This window comes from Streptomyces sp. CB09001 (genome assembly GCF_003369795.1).
Taxonomy (GTDB): Bacteria; Actinomycetota; Actinomycetes; order Streptomycetales; family Streptomycetaceae; genus Streptomyces.
Window position 1 is genome coordinate 4,141,034 of record NZ_CP026730.1, and the last position, 15,171, is coordinate 4,156,204.

Annotated in this window: 13 protein-coding genes; 6 read left to right on the top strand and 7 right to left on the bottom strand. The window is 71.5% G+C overall.

Annotated elements, in window-relative coordinates; all coding sequences use genetic code 11:
* Positions 1–22: 22 nt before the first annotated feature.
* On the bottom strand, positions 23–1,534 hold the full coding sequence (locus C4J65_RS19260; RefSeq protein ID WP_115743524.1) for a CehA/McbA family metallohydrolase: 1,512 nt from the start codon (positions 1,532–1,534) through the stop codon (positions 23–25).
* Between the two features lie 188 nt (positions 1,535–1,722).
* Between C4J65_RS19260 and C4J65_RS19265 the strand changes: the two genes are divergently transcribed.
* Both C4J65_RS19265 and C4J65_RS19270 read left to right on the top strand, forming a co-directional pair.
* Complete coding sequence (locus C4J65_RS19265) at positions 1,723–4,326, top strand: bifunctional FO biosynthesis protein CofGH (protein ID WP_115743525.1); 2,604 nt, start codon at positions 1,723–1,725, stop codon at positions 4,324–4,326.
* Between the two features lie 97 nt (positions 4,327–4,423).
* Positions 4,424–4,987, top strand: a complete 564-nt coding sequence (locus C4J65_RS19270; protein WP_162833248.1) for a hypothetical protein — start codon at positions 4,424–4,426, stop codon at positions 4,985–4,987.
* A 1-nt stretch (position 4,988) separates the two neighbouring features.
* Here C4J65_RS19270 and C4J65_RS19275 read toward each other — a convergent pair whose 3' ends face one another.
* Genes C4J65_RS19275 through C4J65_RS19285 form a run of 3 tightly spaced genes read right to left on the bottom strand, consistent with a single transcriptional unit; the run spans position 4,989 to position 6,520 of the window.
* Positions 4,989–5,498, bottom strand: a complete 510-nt coding sequence (locus tag C4J65_RS19275) for a DUF2165 domain-containing protein (protein WP_115743527.1) — start codon at positions 5,496–5,498, stop codon at positions 4,989–4,991.
* A gap of 21 nt (positions 5,499–5,519) precedes the next feature.
* Positions 5,520–5,711, bottom strand: a complete 192-nt coding sequence (locus C4J65_RS19280) for a DUF397 domain-containing protein (protein WP_115743528.1) — start codon at positions 5,709–5,711, stop codon at positions 5,520–5,522.
* A complete protein-coding gene (locus C4J65_RS19285) occupies positions 5,708–6,520 on the bottom strand; it encodes a helix-turn-helix transcriptional regulator (RefSeq protein ID WP_115743529.1) in 813 nt (270 codons plus the stop codon). Before C4J65_RS19285 ends, C4J65_RS19280 begins: the two co-directional genes overlap by 4 nt.
* A 116-nt stretch (positions 6,521–6,636) precedes the next feature.
* Between C4J65_RS19285 and C4J65_RS19290 the strand changes: the two genes are divergently transcribed.
* Together C4J65_RS19290 and C4J65_RS19295 are read left to right on the top strand one after the other, a co-directional pair.
* Entirely contained in the window at positions 6,637–7,068 is a 432-nt protein-coding gene (locus C4J65_RS19290) for an ATP-binding protein (RefSeq protein ID WP_115743530.1), read from the top strand.
* A gap of 225 nt (positions 7,069–7,293) precedes the next feature.
* Positions 7,294–8,139, top strand: a complete 846-nt coding sequence (locus C4J65_RS19295) for a helix-turn-helix domain-containing protein (protein ID WP_205351038.1) — start codon at positions 7,294–7,296, stop codon at positions 8,137–8,139.
* 47 nt (positions 8,140–8,186) lie between these two features.
* On the opposite strand, the gene C4J65_RS19300 is transcribed toward C4J65_RS19295, so the two are convergent.
* Positions 8,187–9,401, bottom strand: coding sequence for a serine hydrolase domain-containing protein (locus C4J65_RS19300; RefSeq protein WP_115743531.1), 1,215 nt, complete (start codon positions 9,399–9,401; stop codon positions 8,187–8,189).
* 233 nt (positions 9,402–9,634) lie between these two features.
* On the opposite strand from C4J65_RS19300, the gene C4J65_RS19305 reads away from it, so the two are divergent.
* Both C4J65_RS19305 and C4J65_RS19310 read left to right on the top strand, forming a co-directional pair.
* The gene (locus C4J65_RS19305; RefSeq protein ID WP_115743532.1) at positions 9,635–10,750 is read left to right on the top strand and encodes an ADP-ribosylglycohydrolase family protein; all 1,116 of its coding nucleotides are present in this window, start codon (positions 9,635–9,637) and stop codon (positions 10,748–10,750) included.
* A gap of 52 nt (positions 10,751–10,802) precedes the next feature.
* Complete coding sequence (locus tag C4J65_RS19310) at positions 10,803–11,213, top strand: VOC family protein (RefSeq protein ID WP_115743533.1); 411 nt, start codon at positions 10,803–10,805, stop codon at positions 11,211–11,213.
* 70 nt (positions 11,214–11,283) lie between these two features.
* On the opposite strand, the gene C4J65_RS19315 is transcribed toward C4J65_RS19310, so the two are convergent.
* Positions 11,284–12,867 (bottom strand): sodium:solute symporter family protein, encoded by a 1,584-nt coding sequence (locus C4J65_RS19315; protein WP_115743534.1) that lies wholly within the window; start codon positions 12,865–12,867, stop codon positions 11,284–11,286.
* Positions 12,868–13,102: 235 nt separating this feature from the next.
* Complete coding sequence (locus C4J65_RS19320) at positions 13,103–14,980, bottom strand: MFS transporter (RefSeq protein ID WP_115743535.1); 1,878 nt, start codon at positions 14,978–14,980, stop codon at positions 13,103–13,105.
* Positions 14,981–15,171 lie beyond the last annotated feature (191 nt).

A 15,171-nucleotide genomic window follows, 5' to 3' on the forward strand; every position in this document is an offset into this window, starting at 1 on the left:
GGAGCCCGGTGGCCCCTGGAGCCTAACTTCCCAGGAAGACCGGGTTGGTGAACGCCGCCAGCGCCCCCGGCAGCGGGCCCGCAGCCGCCTCGTGCCGCACCTCCGCCCGTACGTAGGCCGCGTACGAGGCGGTCGTGCGCCACTCGAAGACGCCCGCGCCGGACACCGGCAGCGGATCACCGGTGAACAGCACGCCCTGGTCCGTGACGAGGCGCACCGTGCAGCGCGGGGCGCCCGCCACCTCCAGGCGGACGGTGACCGGGGTGTCGGCGTCCACGCGCAGCCGTTCGCCGATCCCGGCGTGTTCGCCCCGGCCGCCGGACGCGGTGAGGGACAGGGACACCTTCGACGACTCGGCCACGTACGACCGCCCCGCCCGGATGCCCTCCTGGATCGCCTCGCGGGTCAGGTCGTCGGCGAGGACGACGGTCTGCGGGCGGCCGATCACGTCGGGGGAGCGGTGGGAGTCGCTGCTGCCCATCGCCGGGAGCCAGTCCCGCCTCCCGTCGCGCACCGATGCGACCAGCATGCCGTCCCAGTCGGCCAGCGCGACCTCGTCGTCGGGCGTGTAGGCGCCGTTCCACACCTCGACCGCGTCCGCCTCGCCGAACCCGAACTTCCAGTTGCAGCCGATGCAGGTGGCGTGCGGGTGGGCGGGCACGACCAGGCCGCCGGCGCGGCGGATCTGCCGGGCGAAACGGCCGAAGCGGTTGTCGCGGGCCCGGTAGCGCCAGTCGACGAAGGTGCCGGGATCGGTGCCGAGGGCGACGACGTGGCCGTTGCGGGTCGTCACCTCCTCGCCGAGCAGGATCAGCAGGTCGTCCCCGGCGAACTCGGCCCAGTGCGCGTGCGCCGAGTGCGTGTTGTGCTCGGAGGAGTTGATGAAGTCCAGGCCCGCCGCCCGCGCCAGCTCCGCGATCTCGGCGAGGGTGTAGCGGCCGTCGGAGTACTCGGAGTGCAGGTGGCAGTCGCCCCGGTACCAGGCCCGGCCCCGCCCCCCGGCCCGCTCGGGCGGGTACACCGGCCGCACGGTCTCGCCCTGCTCGCCGTGGGTCAGCGTGATCGTGATCTCGTAGGACAGCCCCTGCGGGGCCACCGTGTACGGGCCGAGCGCGATGTGCCAGGTGCCCGCGCGCACCGGCCCCGGGACGTAGCCCGGCGTGGCGGCGTCCGCGCGGACGAAGAACTCGGTGCGCGCCCCGCCCGACCAGCCGCGGAAGCCCCGGCCGCCCAGGTCGGTGCCGCGCTCGTCGAAGAGGCCGATGTCGAGGGCGTTGCCCTGGGTGCCGGCCGGCACGGTGGGGCGGTCGTAGGTGTAGGCGACGTGGATCTCGCGCACCCCCCGGGGGACCTCGACCGGGACGTACACGAAGTCGGGGGAGCCGGGCGGCAGGGTGCCGCGTACGGTTCTGGTCCGCGGGCCCGTACCGCCCGCCGCTGAAGCGAAGCTCACGGTCGCCAACGTAAGCGCGGCGGCGGCTCCCGTCACGAACACCGCGCGTCTGCCGATCCCGGCGTGGTCGTCCTCGCACATGCTGCTGCTCCCCAGGTGTCGTCGATGACATGGCATGGGTGGTGCAGGGGGTGGTGCGTGCAACCCTCGTATTGAGCCGTGAACTGCGGGGCAAGGGAAGGGGGGAGACGGATGGAGGACCGGAAACCGCCTGGTGGGTCGCAGGGACGGGACACCCGCGCTGATCACGCCGCTCGTATGCTCGAAGGATGACGACTTCCGCGACCTCCGGAACCGGTCCCGCCGACCCCGCAGGGCCCACCGAGAACTCCATGCGTCGCGCCCTCAAGCGCGCCCGGGACGGCGTCGCCCTCGACGCGGCCGAGGCCGCCGTGCTGCTCCAGGCACGCGGCGAGCACCTCGACGCCCTCACCGCGTCCGCCGCCCGGGTCCGGGACGCGGGCCTGGAGGCCGCCGGGCGGCCCGGCGTCATCACGTACTCGAAGAGCGTCTTCGTTCCGCTGACCCGGCTGTGCCGGGACAAGTGCCACTACTGCACCTTCGTCACCGTCCCCGGCAAGCTGCGCCGGGCGGGCCACGGGATGTTCATGTCGCCGGACGAGGTGCTCGACATCGCGCGCAAGGGCGCCGCCCTCGGCTGCAAGGAAGCCCTCATCACGCTCGGCGACAAGCCCGAGGACCGCTGGCCGGAGGCCAGGGAGTGGCTGGACGCGCACGGCTACGACGACACGATCGCCTACCTCCGCGCGATCTCGATCCGCATCCTGGAGGAGACGGGGCTGCTCCCGCACCTCAACCCCGGCGTCATGACCTGGACGGACTTCCAGCGGCTCAAGCCCGTCGCGCCCTCCATGGGCATGATGCTGGAGACCACCGCGACCCGCCTGTGGTCCGAGCCCGGCGGCCCGCACCACGGCTCCCCGGACAAGGAGCCCGCCGTACGGCTGCGCGTCCTGGAGGACGCCGGCCGCTCCTCGGTCCCCTTCACCTCCGGCATCCTCATCGGCATCGGCGAGACGTACGAGGAGCGGGCCGAGTCGCTCTTCGCGCTGCGCCGCGTCTCCCGCTCCTACCACGGCATCCAGGAACTGATCATCCAGAACTTCCGCGCCAAGCCCGACACGGCGATGCGCGGCATGCCGGACGCCGAACTGGACGAACTGGTCGCCACGGTCGCCGTCGCCCGGCACATCATGGGCCCCGCCGCCTGCCTCCAGGCCCCGCCGAACCTGGTGGACGCCGAGTACGAGCGGCTGATCGGCGCGGGCATCGACGACTGGGGCGGCGTCTCCCCGCTCACCATCGACCACGTGAACCCCGAGCGCCCCTGGCCGCAGATCGACGAACTCGCCGCGAAGTCCCGGGCAGTGGGTTTCGAGCTGCGGGAACGCCTCTGCGTGTACCCGGAGTTCGTGCAGCGCGGCGAGCCCTGGCTCGACCCCCGCCTGCGCCCGCACGTGGCGGCGCTCGCCGACCCGGCGACGGGCCTGGCACGCGAGGACGCGACGGTCGAGGGCCACCCGTGGCAGGAACCGGACGAGGCGTTCACCGCCACCGGCCGCACCGACCTGCACGCCACCATCGACACCGAGGGCCGTACGTCCGACCGCCGCGACGACTTCGACGAGGTGTACGGCGACTGGGGCGCCCTGCGCGAGGCCGCCGCCCCCGGCATGGTCCCCGAGCGCATCGACACCGACGTACGCGCCGCGCTGGCCACGGCGGCCGAGGACCCCACGAAGCTGACGGACGACGAGGCGCTCGCCCTGCTGCACGCCGACGGCCCGGCGCTGGACGCCCTGTGCGGCATCGCCGACGACGTGCGCAGGTCGGTGGTCGGCGACGACGTGACCTACATCGTCACCCGCAACATCAACTTCACCAACGTCTGCTACACCGGCTGCCGTTTCTGCGCCTTCGCCCAGCGCCGCACGGACGCCGACGCCTACACGCTCTCCCTCGACCAGGTCGCCGACCGCGCCCAGCAGGCCTGGGACGTGGGCGCGGTCGAGGTCTGCATGCAGGGCGGCATCCACCCCGACCTGCCCGGCACGGCGTACTTCGACATCGCGAAAGCGGTCAAGGCCCGCGTCCCCGGCATGCACGTGCACGCCTTCTCGCCGATGGAGGTCGTCAACGGCGCCACCCGCACGGGGATGTCGATCCGGGAGTGGCTGACCGCGGCGAAGGAGGCCGGCCTGGACTCGATCCCCGGCACGGCGGCGGAGATCCTCGACGACGAGGTCCGCTGGATCCTCACCAAGGGCAAGCTGCCCACGGCGACGTGGATCGAGGTCATCGAGACGGCCCACGAACTGGGCATCCGTTCCTCCTCCACGATGATGTACGGCCACGTCGACCAGCCCCGCCACTGGCTGGGCCACCTGCGCACGCTCGCCGGGATCCAGCAGCGCACGGGCGGCTTCACGGAGTTCGTGACGCTCCCCTTCATCCACACCAACGCGCCGGTGTACCTGGCGGGCATCGCGAGGCCCGGGCCCACCCTCAGGGACAACCGCGCGGTGACCGCGATGGCCCGCCTGCTCCTGCACCCGCACATCCCCAACATCCAGACAAGTTGGGTGAAACTGGGCACGGAGGGTGCGGCGGAGATGCTCCGCTCCGGCGCCAACGACCTGGGCGGCACCCTCATGGAGGAGACGATCTCCCGCATGGCGGGCTCGTCCTACGGGTCGTACAAGTCGGTCAAGGACCTGATCGCGGTCGCGGACGCGGCGGACCGCCCGGCGAAGCCGCGCACCACCCTCTACGGCCCGGTCCCCGAGGAGCGGCAGCGGGCGGCGCGGGACTCGGACGGACACCTGCCGGAGCTGCTGCCGGTCCTGGACTAGAGGGCTCGCGCTTCGGGAGTGCGGCGGGCGCGCAGTACGATGATCGGGCCCCCGGTGTGTCGTGTCGGGGTTCTCGTAGCTGAGGAGATGCGTGCCCGTGCCTGCCCTACTTCCCTCATGGGCGTGGGTCTCCGGTCTGACCGTGGGCGCGATCGCGGCGGTGACCGTCCTGGCCGTGCAGGCGGACCAGGGGCCCCACCCCACCGCCGTGGCGACGAAGCCGAAGCCGTCGGCGTCGGCGGAGGCGCACCCCACGCCGAAGGAGACCGCGCCGGCCCCGGTGCCGGAGGGCTCCGGCACCGGGCGGCGCGTCGTCTACTCGGTGGGCCAGGACCGGGTGTGGCTGGTCGACGCCAGCGACGCCACCCGGCGCTCCTTCAAGGTGTGGCCGGGCACGGTCGACCCCGACCCCGGCAAGTACAGCGTCGGCACCCGCCGCCAGGACCCGACGACGGGCTCCGACGGGGTCCGGGTCGAGCAGATCATGTACTTCACCCAGGAGGGCGGCGTCTGGGTCGCCTTCTCCAACGCCGTGGACGGCTCCTCGCCGCCGCCGCCCGCCGACGGCGCCAAGACCGGCGGCATACGGCTGCCCAAGGCGGACGGCGACGCGCTCTGGGAGTTCGGCACGTCCGGCACGACGGTCACTGTGGTCTCGTAGGTCACTGTGGTTTCGTGGCTTCCGCCTCGCCGGACGGCAGGTGCGCCACGATCAGCACGACGCCGCTGAACAGGAGCACCCGGGTCGCCGCGTCCAGCCCGTTCCAGTCCTCGGACTGCCACATCGCGAACCACTCCCCGCCGATCGCGAGGAACCCGGCGCCGAAGAGCAGCATCAGCATGAGCGTGCCGTAGGTGGTGAAGCGCCGTGCGGGAGCGTGCTGCCGGCGTATCCAGAGCCAGGTCGCCCAGATCAGCACGAGCGCGGCGGCGGTCTCCCACACGATGATCGCCACGTAGGCGGTGTCCTGGAGCCCCTTGCTCGTGATCGCCCGCCACATCAGGTCGTCGTCCTTGAACGTCGTGTCCATCGCGAGGACGTGATGCACGTACTGCTGGTTGTTGTCGAAGTCGGTGATGTTCCCGAGGGCCACGAGGGCGATGTAGAGGGCGAGGACCGCGGTGAGCACGGTGGAGGCGAGTAAAAGGGTGCTGCGGGGGATGTTGGCCATGGCAGCACTATCCCTGAACCGCTACACCTGCCTGTTGGTGAACGTCAGGAACGAGGTCCAGGAGGCGTCGGTGAAGGAGAGGCGGGCGGCCTCGGGGTTCTTGGAGTCGCGGACGTGGACGGTTGGGTCGACGGAGGCTATGGCGACCTCCACGCACTCAGGGCCGTCGTTGCTGCTGTAGCTGCTCTTGAACCACTCCAGGGCGGAGGTCATGTCTCTTCTCCCATGACTTTCTCGATGAAGGCGAGTGACTCGCGGGGCGTGAGTGCCTGTGCCCGGATGATCCCATAGCGCAAGTCCAGGGTCTGGACCTCGTGTGGATCAGTGATGACTCGGTTGTGCAGCTGAGCTTCCGAGTGGCCGAACGCCTTGCCACCCCGCAGTTTCAACAGTTGCAGCGACCCGGCCATCCCCGCGTGGTCCTCGCGGTCCGTCGGCATGACCTGGATCTCGACATGCCTCAACCTTCCGACCTCCAACAGGTGTTCGAGCTGTTGTCGGAGCACCATTCTGCCTCCGAGCGGGCGCCGTAGCGTCACCTCTTCCTGGACAAAGGTGAGCTGGGCGTGGGGAACACGCTCGAAGACGACCTTCCGTGCCATGCGGGCGGAGACGTAGCGGTCGACCTCCTCCTCCGTGAACGCGGGACGGCGCATCACGTACAACGCGCGGGCGTACTCGGGCGTCTGCAACAGCCCGTGGATGTGGTGGCCCGCGTAGGCACCCAGTTCGACCGCCTCGTCCTCCAGCTTGGCCAGGTCCCGCACCTTCTTCGGATAGCGGGCCTTCTCCACGTCCTCCTTCATGGTCGCGAGCTTCCCGCCCGCGCCCAGCACCTCGTCGGCCTTGTCCAGGAAGTCCGGCTTGGGCACGCGTCGCCCTCGCTCGACCGACGACACCATCTCCTCGCCGTAGCCGATGGCGGCGCCCAGTTCCGCCTGCCGTAGCCCGGCGGCCTCGCGCCACATCTTGATCTGCCGCCCGACCGTCCTGAGCACGGCCGTGGTCTCCTCGTCCTCCATGTCTTCCCCTCCTGGCGTACGAGACGTACGACCACGGCGGGCATCCGGACAGTCACGCTCGGTACCGAGGTCGTTGCTGTTCAGCGTAGGGACGGACGGCCACGCTGGGTGACGTGATGGAGGAAATGGCCCTGCGCGGCAGCATGAACGCACCTCAGTTCGCAGTCCAGTTGTCCGCGACGCGGCGAGGTGCCCGGCTCGCGCGCCTGCTCACCGAACGCCAACTCGACGACTGGTCCGTGCCGTCGGGGGAGGCGGTGCAGGTGGTCGCCGAGCTGGCGGCGAACGCGGTGCTGCACGGCCGGGTGCCGGGGCGGGACTTCCGGCTGACCCTGCGCCTGTTCCCCGGCGGCACCCTTCGGGTCGAGGTCACGGACGCCCGGGGCGACCGGGTCCCGTGTCTCCCCGACCCGGCCGCCGACGAGGAGGAGTGCGGACGCGGACTGCGCATCGTGGCCGCGTACGCGGACCGTTGGGGCGTCGATGCGGGACCGGCTCCCGCGAAGACCGTCTGGGCCGAACTGGTACCGGGTCGTGGCCGGACGTGACCCGATCGGGCGCGACGCCAAAGACCAAAGAACCGGGGAAAGAACCGAACCCACCCCTGCCGTCGCCGCTCGTCACCCTCCGGAGTGAACATCGACAACTCGGCTGGCGTGGCGCGGCGTTCATGGTGCAGCGTCAGCCGCAGCAGACCCCGACATGATTCGGCCCCCGCCGGGAATAGCGTCCCACTGCGAGGGCCTGATCACCGAGGAAGTGGACCCTTCCTGATGACTGAGCAGAAGCCTAGCGCGCCCTCGCACCCCGTGTCCCGCCGTCACCCCGGTGGTGTCGAGCACGAGAACCATCCCCACCACGACCACTTCACCGTGGTCGGCAATCATCTCCTCCAGCATCCCGAGCTGTCCCTGACGGCGATCGGACTGGCCGTCCACATCCAGTCGCTGCCCGCCGGGACACCGGTCGGGATCAAATCGCTGGCGGGCAAGTTCCCCGAGGGCGAGATCCGGATCGCCGCCGCCCTGCGGGAGTTGGAAGAGCACGGCTACCTCGCACGCACCAAGGAGCGTCTTCAATCGGGGCGAGTCGTGACCCGGACGGTCTCCCGCAACAAGCCCCGCGCCGCCTTCGCGATGGCGGCGCAGCCCGCCCGGCCGGTCGTCGGCGAGCCGCCCTTCCCGGTCCCCGGCCCGGTGATGGATGCCCCGGTGACGGAACAGGCGGCGGACCCGGTGGCGAATCCGGTGGCGACGGAACTGCTCGCCCGTCTCCGGGTGCACGACTCACGCCTGCTCCTGACCGAGCGCGACGTCCGGCGCCTCGCCCCCGCCGTCGTGGCCTGGCTGGAGCGCGGCGTACCGCCGACCGCCGTGGAACGGACGCTGACGGCCGGGCTGCCCCAGGAGCCGATCCGTCACCCGGCGGCCTTCCTGGAACGCCGTCTCACCTCGGACCTTCCCCCGGCCCTGCCCGCACCCCGCACTCCCGCTCCCGGCCTGCGCCGCCCCGACCCCCTCCAGACCTGCGACGGCTGCGAACGCGCCTTCCGTGCCGCGCGACCGGGCCGCTGCCGTGACTGCCGCCAGAGCCCCCTCCCGGCGCAGGTGGCTGCGTAAAGGCGTGGGCCCGGCTCCCCGGGTCACCAGGACGAGCGCGGTCGCGTTCACTCGCAGACCGCTGTGTCCACCACGTCGAAGACGTGCTGGTGGGCCGCCATCATGTCGGCCGGCTCGGCGGCCACCGAACTGGACAGGGCCGTCGTCGCCACTGTGGCCGCGCGGCCGTCCTGCGTGGCGCCGCCGTAGGTCTCGTAGCCGTGGATGGAGCCGCCGTGACCCCACAGCTCGACGCCGCAGGACAGGGGAGTGCGGAAGAGGCCCAGGCCGTAGCCGGTACCGGGCGCGGGAGCGCCCTCGGTGACCGGGACCGTGGTCTGCATCTCCTTCAGCTCGGCGGCCTCCAGGACCTTGCCGTCGAGCAGGGCGGAGAAGAAGCGGTTGAGGTCGCGCGGGGTGGTGACGAGCTGTCCGGCGGCCCAGGCCTGGGACGGGTCGAGGCGGGTGATGTCCTCCAACGGCGCGCCGGGGGTGGCGGCGGCGTAGCCCTTGGGGTGGGCGCCCCGGATGCCGCGCTCGCCGATGCCCGGCCAGTAGGTGTCCTTCAGACCGAGGGGGCGGATGATCCGGTCGGTGATCTCCTCGCCGAAGGGGCGGCCCGTGACCTTCTCGACGAGCAGGCCCGCCAGGACGTAGTTGGTGTTGCTGTACTGCCACTTCGCGCCCGGCTCGAACGCCGCCTTCTGGCTCAGGGCGAGGTCGATCAGGTCACGCGGGTTGTAGTACGTGTCGCGGACCTCGAACGGGTCCAGGCCCAGCGTCTGGACGTAGTCGGGCAGGCCGCTGGTGTGCTGGAGCAGGTTGCGCACGGTGATCCGGCCGCCGTCGATGCCGTCGCCGTGCACGAGGCCCGGCAGGTACGTCTCGATCGGCTCGTCCAGCTTCACCTTGCCCTCGCCGACCAGCTGGAGCACGACCGCCGCGGTGAACGCCTTGGTGTTGCTGCCCGCCCTGACCTGGCCGTTGACCGGCACGGACGCGCCGGTCGCCAGGTCGCCGGTGCCCGCCGTGTAGTCGCGGACGCGTCCGTCACGTCCCTGGTCGGCGACCAGTGCGGCGGGGAAACCGTCCTCGCGGACCAGGTCCTTCGCGCCCTCGAGGACGGCGCCGCGATGACCGGGGTGGCCCGGGGTGCCGTAGGCCAGGGAACCGGTCGCGGCGAGGCCGCCGCCCAGGACCGCGAGCGCGGCGACCACCGACAGCACGCGCCCGCGCTGCTTCCTCGGCTTGGACGGGACGGAGGCGGCAAGACGAACGGACACGGGGTTTCCTTCCAACAAGGCTGCTCTCGGAACGCCTTGAGCCTTTCGCGAACCGGCCGCCCGCTCGATGGGGCCAGGCGGCGGAACAGGGGTGTACCTACCTCCACCCCGGCCGTGAGCGTTTCCACACCGATCCCGCCCGCCCGGGCCCTGAACCGACCGTCTCCGTTCGCATACAGTGCTGGACGTCGTACGTACGGACAGTGGTGTGGACGGTGCCGAGGGAGGTCCAGGTGGGCGGGACAGCCGGTGCCGTCTGGGGGCGGGCCGAGCAGCAGGACTTCCGCAGCCGGGTGCGCGGGACGCTGCTCGGTGTGGCCGTCGGTGACGCCCTCGGCTCACCCGTCGACGGTCTCGCCCTCGACGCGATCCGGGAGGCGCACGGCCCCGAAGGGCTGGCCGACCTGGCCGCCGCCCACGGCCGGCGGGGTGCCGTCACCCACCTCACCCAGCTCACCCTGTTCTCGGTCGACGGGCTGATCCGGGCCCAGGTGCGACGCGACACAGGCGCCTGGCATCCGCCGACCGACCTGCACCGGGCCTACCGGCGCTGGGTCGCCACCCAGCGCGACTGGGGGCCCGACCTGCGGCGCAAGGACGACGGCTGGCTGGCCCACGAGGAGTGGCTCTACGTCCGCCGGGACGCCCCGCGCGCGCTGCTGCTCGGTCTCGGCGACGAGACGATGGGTACCCCCGAGGCGCCCAAGAACCCCGGCGAGCGCGGCCCGGAGGCCGCCGCCCGCTCGGCGCCGTTCGGGCTCCTGGTCGGCTGGGAGCCGCAGTTGGTCGCCCAGCTCGCCGTGGAGTGCGCGGCGCAGACCCATGGCCACCCCACCGGCTACCTGGCGGCGGGCGCGTACGCCGTGATCGTGCACGGGCTGGCGCGCGGCGAGAGCCTGGACGCCGCCGTGCAGCGGACCCTGGCGCTGCTCGTCGCCCGGCCGGGGCACGAGCCCGTGACGGACGCCCTGCAGCACGCGCTGGGCGCCGTACGGCAGGGGCTGCCGACCCCGGCCCGGGTGACCGGGCTGATCGGCGCGGGCACGGCGGAGGGCCTGGTCGCCGCCGCCGTGTACTGCGCCCTCGTCGGCGAGGACGTACGGCACGGGCTGCGGCTCGCCGTGAACCACGACGGCGCCTCGGCGGCGGCCGGCGCCCTGACCGGCGGCCTGCTCGGCGCGCTGCACGGCGAGACGGCGCTGCCCCCGGCCTGGCTGGCCGAACTGGAGGGCCGCCCGACCGTCCTGGAACTGGCCGACGACTTCGCCATGGAGATGACCCAGGGCCCCGCCCTGCACGGACCGGCGGGCTCGTCCCCCGGCTGGCTGACCAGGTATCCGCGGGGATAGCGGTCACGTTTCGAGAAGCGGTGGCCCGTGGGCCCCGGCTAGCGTGGCAGCCATGGACATCAGCATTCACACCACCGTTCTCCCGCACGACGACCCGGACGCGTCCCTGGCCTTCTACCGGGACGTCCTCGGCTTCGAGGTCCGCAAGGACGTCGGGAACGGCAAGATGCGCTGGATCACGGTCGGACCGGCCGACCAGCCGGACGTCTCGCTGCTCCTGTCGCCGCCCGCCGTGGACCCCGGCATCACCGACCCCGAGCGCCGCACCATCGCCGAGATGATGGCCAAGGGCACCTACGGGTGGATCCTCTTGGCCACCGAGGACCTCGACGGCACCTTCGAGAAGGTCCGCGCCGGGAACACCGAGATCGTCCAGGAGCCGACCGAGCAGCCGTACGGCATCCGGGACTGCGCCTTCCGTGACCCGGCCGGCAACCAGATCCGCATCCAGGAACTGCGCTGAACCGGACGGCCGGTGACCAGGACCGTGGTCACCGGCCGAGCGCCCTTCCCCCGGCGGGTCCTGGCTGCCCCTAGTCGCCCACCCGGCTGCGGCCCACCGCGTCGTCCACCCCGCCCGCGGGCGCCGGGATCGCGGCCGCCGCGCCGGAGGCGTCGTCGTCCCCGTCCGTGTTGACGCGCTCGATGATCGCCAGCCGCTCCGGGGTGTCCTCCGGCTTCAGGTAGCCGATCAGGATGTACAGGACCAGCGAGACCGCCAGCGGGACGGAGACCTGGTACTCCAGGGGCACCCCGCCGTCCACGCTCCAGTTGATCGGGTAGTTGACCAGCCAGAACGCGACCAGACCCAGACCCCAGCTGGTGAGTGCCGCCGTCGGGCCCGAGCGGCGGAAGGGCCGCAGCAGACCGAGCATCATCGGGATCGCGATCGGGCCCATCAGCCCGGCGACCCACTTGATCACGACGGTGATGATGTCCTTGAACGTCGGCGAGTCGACCTGCGTCGCCACCGCCATCGAAAGACCGAGGAAGATCACCGTCGTCAGCCGGGCCGCCAGCAGCCCGGACCGCTGCCCCCAGCCGCGCGCCCGCTTCGACAGCACCGGGGCGACGTCACGGGTGAACACGGCCGCGATGGCGTTCGCGTCCGAGGAGCACATGGCCATGGTGTGCGAGAAGAAGCCGACGATGACCAGGCCGAGCAGCCCGTGCGGCAGCAGCTGTTCGGTCATCAGGGCGTACGAGTCGGAACCGTCCGACTTCTGCGACTCCACCAGCAGCGGTGACATCCACATCGGGAAGAACAGCACCACGGGCCAGACCAGCCACAGCACCGCCGACAGCCGCGCCCCCCGTGACGCCTCGCGGGCGTCGCGGGTGGCCATGTAGCGCTGGGCCTGGTTGAGCATGCCGCCGTTGTACTCGAAGAGCTTGATGAAGAGGAAGGCCAGCAGGAACACCGTTCCGTACGGGCCGACCAGCGGCTTTCCGTGACCCTGGAGGGCGGGCTCGTCCCAGACGCCGAAGAAGCCGCCGTGGTCGCCGAGCTTCAGGACCACGGCCACGAACATCGAGACACCGGCCAGCAACTGGATGATGAACTGGCCCAGCTCCGTCAGCGCGTCCGCCCACAGGCCGCCGATCGTGCAGTAGATGCCCGTGATGACGCCGGTGATCAGGATGCCCTGGTTGAGGCTGATGCCGGTGAAGACCGACAGGAGCGTGGCGATGGCCGCCCACTTCGCGGCCACGTCCACGATCTTCAGCAGCATGCCGGACCAGGCCAGCGCCTGCTGGGTGGGCAGGTTGTACCGGTTCTTCAGGTACTCCAGCGGTGAGGCCACGTGCAGCCGTGAGCGCAGCCGGTTGATGCGCGGCGCGAACAGCTTGGAGCCGATGGCGACGCCGAGTGCGATGGGGAACGACCACGTCACGAAGGACGTGACGCCGTAGGTGTAGGCGATGCCGGCGTAGCCCGTGAACATCACCGCGCTGTAGCCGGACATGTGGTGCGAGATGCCGGACAGCCACCACGGCATCTTGCCGCCGGCCGTGAAGAAGTCGCTCACGTCGTCGACACGTTTGTGCGACCAGACACCGATCGCCACCATGACGGCGAAGTAGCCGATGAGCACGGACCAGTCGAGACCGTTCATGTGCCCCCTTCCGGGGTCCGCCTTGTGAACTCCGCTCAGCTGGTTGGCACTTCGCACGAGCGGGGTAGGGGCGTGGCAGGCCGCGAAGTGCCCGCTCATCTTTGGTGCGGCGACGCGGGCACGACAAGGAAGCGGAAGGTCAAGAGGGAGTAAAAAGGTTCGGCTTGCTGACCTGTGTTCACCTACATGAACGTCAGCGGGAGTGGCCGGTGGCTCGATCCGGCCGCCCGGTCCGCTACTTCAACTCGTCCGGGCACGGCGTGCCCCGCTTCAGCCCGTACGGCGCCGACAGCCGGTAGGTGCCCGCCTCGGGCGCGACGAGCGTCGTCCACACGTCGCCGTCGGCGGTCTCCTCGGTCTCCGTCAGACAGCCGTTGACGTTGTCGTACGTCTTCGGCGTGCCCTCCGGGGCGTCCTTGGAGGCCTCCGTCTCCTGGGGCGGCTCCAGCTTGTTGCCGTCCTCGTCGACGAGGCTCAGCCACGGCGAGTACGGCATCCGGACCAGGACGCGGCCGGGCCTGCGCACGTCGATGACCCACTCGTCCTGCTCGGCCCGCTGGACGACCGCGTCGGGCTCCGCCAGCGGCGTCGGGTCGAGCACCTGGAACAGCTGCCAGTTGGCGTCGCCCCAGACCTGCTTCAGGTAGGGCAGGCCCCGCTGCAGCAGCTCCCGCTCGCGCTTGCCGCCGTCGCCGTCCGGCTCGCCCTTGGGCAGCACCACGTAGTGCACCGCCCAGCGCTTCAGCCACTCGTGGTAGTTCGCCGAGTTGAGCGTGTCGTCGTAGAAGAGCGGGTTGCGCTCCATGTCGGCCTGGCGGGTCCAGCCGCGGGCCAGGTTCACGTACGGCGCGAGCGCCGAGGCCTCCCGGTGGGAGCGCGCCGGCACGGCCTCCACCCGGCCCTGCCCCGCGCCGACCTCCTGCAGCTCGTTGACGAGCGGCGCCAGCTCGCGCGCCCAGGAGGCGGCGGGCGTGGTGTGGATGATGTCGTCGGCCGACTTGAAGCCGATCCAGCCCACGAAGCCGACGATCGAGACCACCAGCGCGTACCACTTGCGCGACTTCACCGCCGTGAAAGGCAGCGCCGCCACCAGCGCCACCCCGGCGAAGAGCATCGGCAGCCGCGTGATGTTGGAGCCGATCTGCGAGCTGATCAGCCAGACCAGCAGCACGGACAGGCCGTAGACCGCCGACGTGATCCGCACCGTCTTCCAGGTGCTCGGTACGAACCAGTAGATCAGGCCCGCGTACACGATCGGCAGCACCGCCGAGCCGAACCCCATCGGCTGCGTGCCGGAGAAGGGGAACAGCACGGCCGACAGCGCGACGACCACGCTCGGGGCCACACCCAGCGCCCAGGCCCCCGGGCGGCGCTTCTGCAGGAACAGGGCGACCGCCACCAGGCCCACGAACAGACCCGAGACCGGCGAGGCCATCGTGGACAGCGCGGCCAGCGGCGCCGCGCACAGCCCCTTGGCCCAGCGCTCGTGCCGCCACCTGTGGGGCCAGCAGAACACCGCGGCGACCGCGCCCAGACCGAACATCATGCCGAGCCCGAACGTCACCCGCCCCGACACCGCGTTGCCCAGCAGCGCGAAGAGCCCCGCAAGCGACGCCCACAGCGGATTGCGGACCACCCGGCTGCGGATCAGGATCATCGTCAGCAGCCCGGCCGACACCGTGCCCGCGATCATCATCGTGGTGCGCACGCCGAGCACCGACATCAGGTACGGCGAGATCACGCTGTACGACACCGGGTGCATGCCGCCGTACCAGGCGAGGTTGTACGCCGAGGCCGGGTGCCGGCCGACGAACTCGGCCCACGCGTCCTGCGCCGCGAGGTCGCCGCCGCTGTTCGCGAACGTGAAGAACCACACTATGTGGAGCACCCCGGCCAGGGCGGTCACGGACAGCACCGGATGGCGCAGCATGCGCTCGCGCAGGGCCAGGAAGGCGGCGTTCACCGCCGAGGGCGCTTCCGGCTCGGCGGGAGGCCGCCGCCCGGCGGGCCGGGTTTCACCGTCGTCCCTGCGGGGCGCGGGCACACGTGGTCGCGGGTCGGCTCCCGAACCCGGATCGGCGTCGTCGGCGCGTGTCGGCTCCGCAGTGGCCACCTGAAGGCACTCCCCGTGTCCCGTCTTCTTCTTTGGGCCGTGTCCCGTTCCCACGACCGGCGACTGCCCCGTTTGGCGACGCTAGCACGCGCCCCCGCACCGCTGCCTCCTCCCTTTCGGGACCCTCACAGCACCTCCGGGGACGCGAACGCCCCCGCGGCCGGACGACCGCGGGGGCGGGGAGCGCGGGG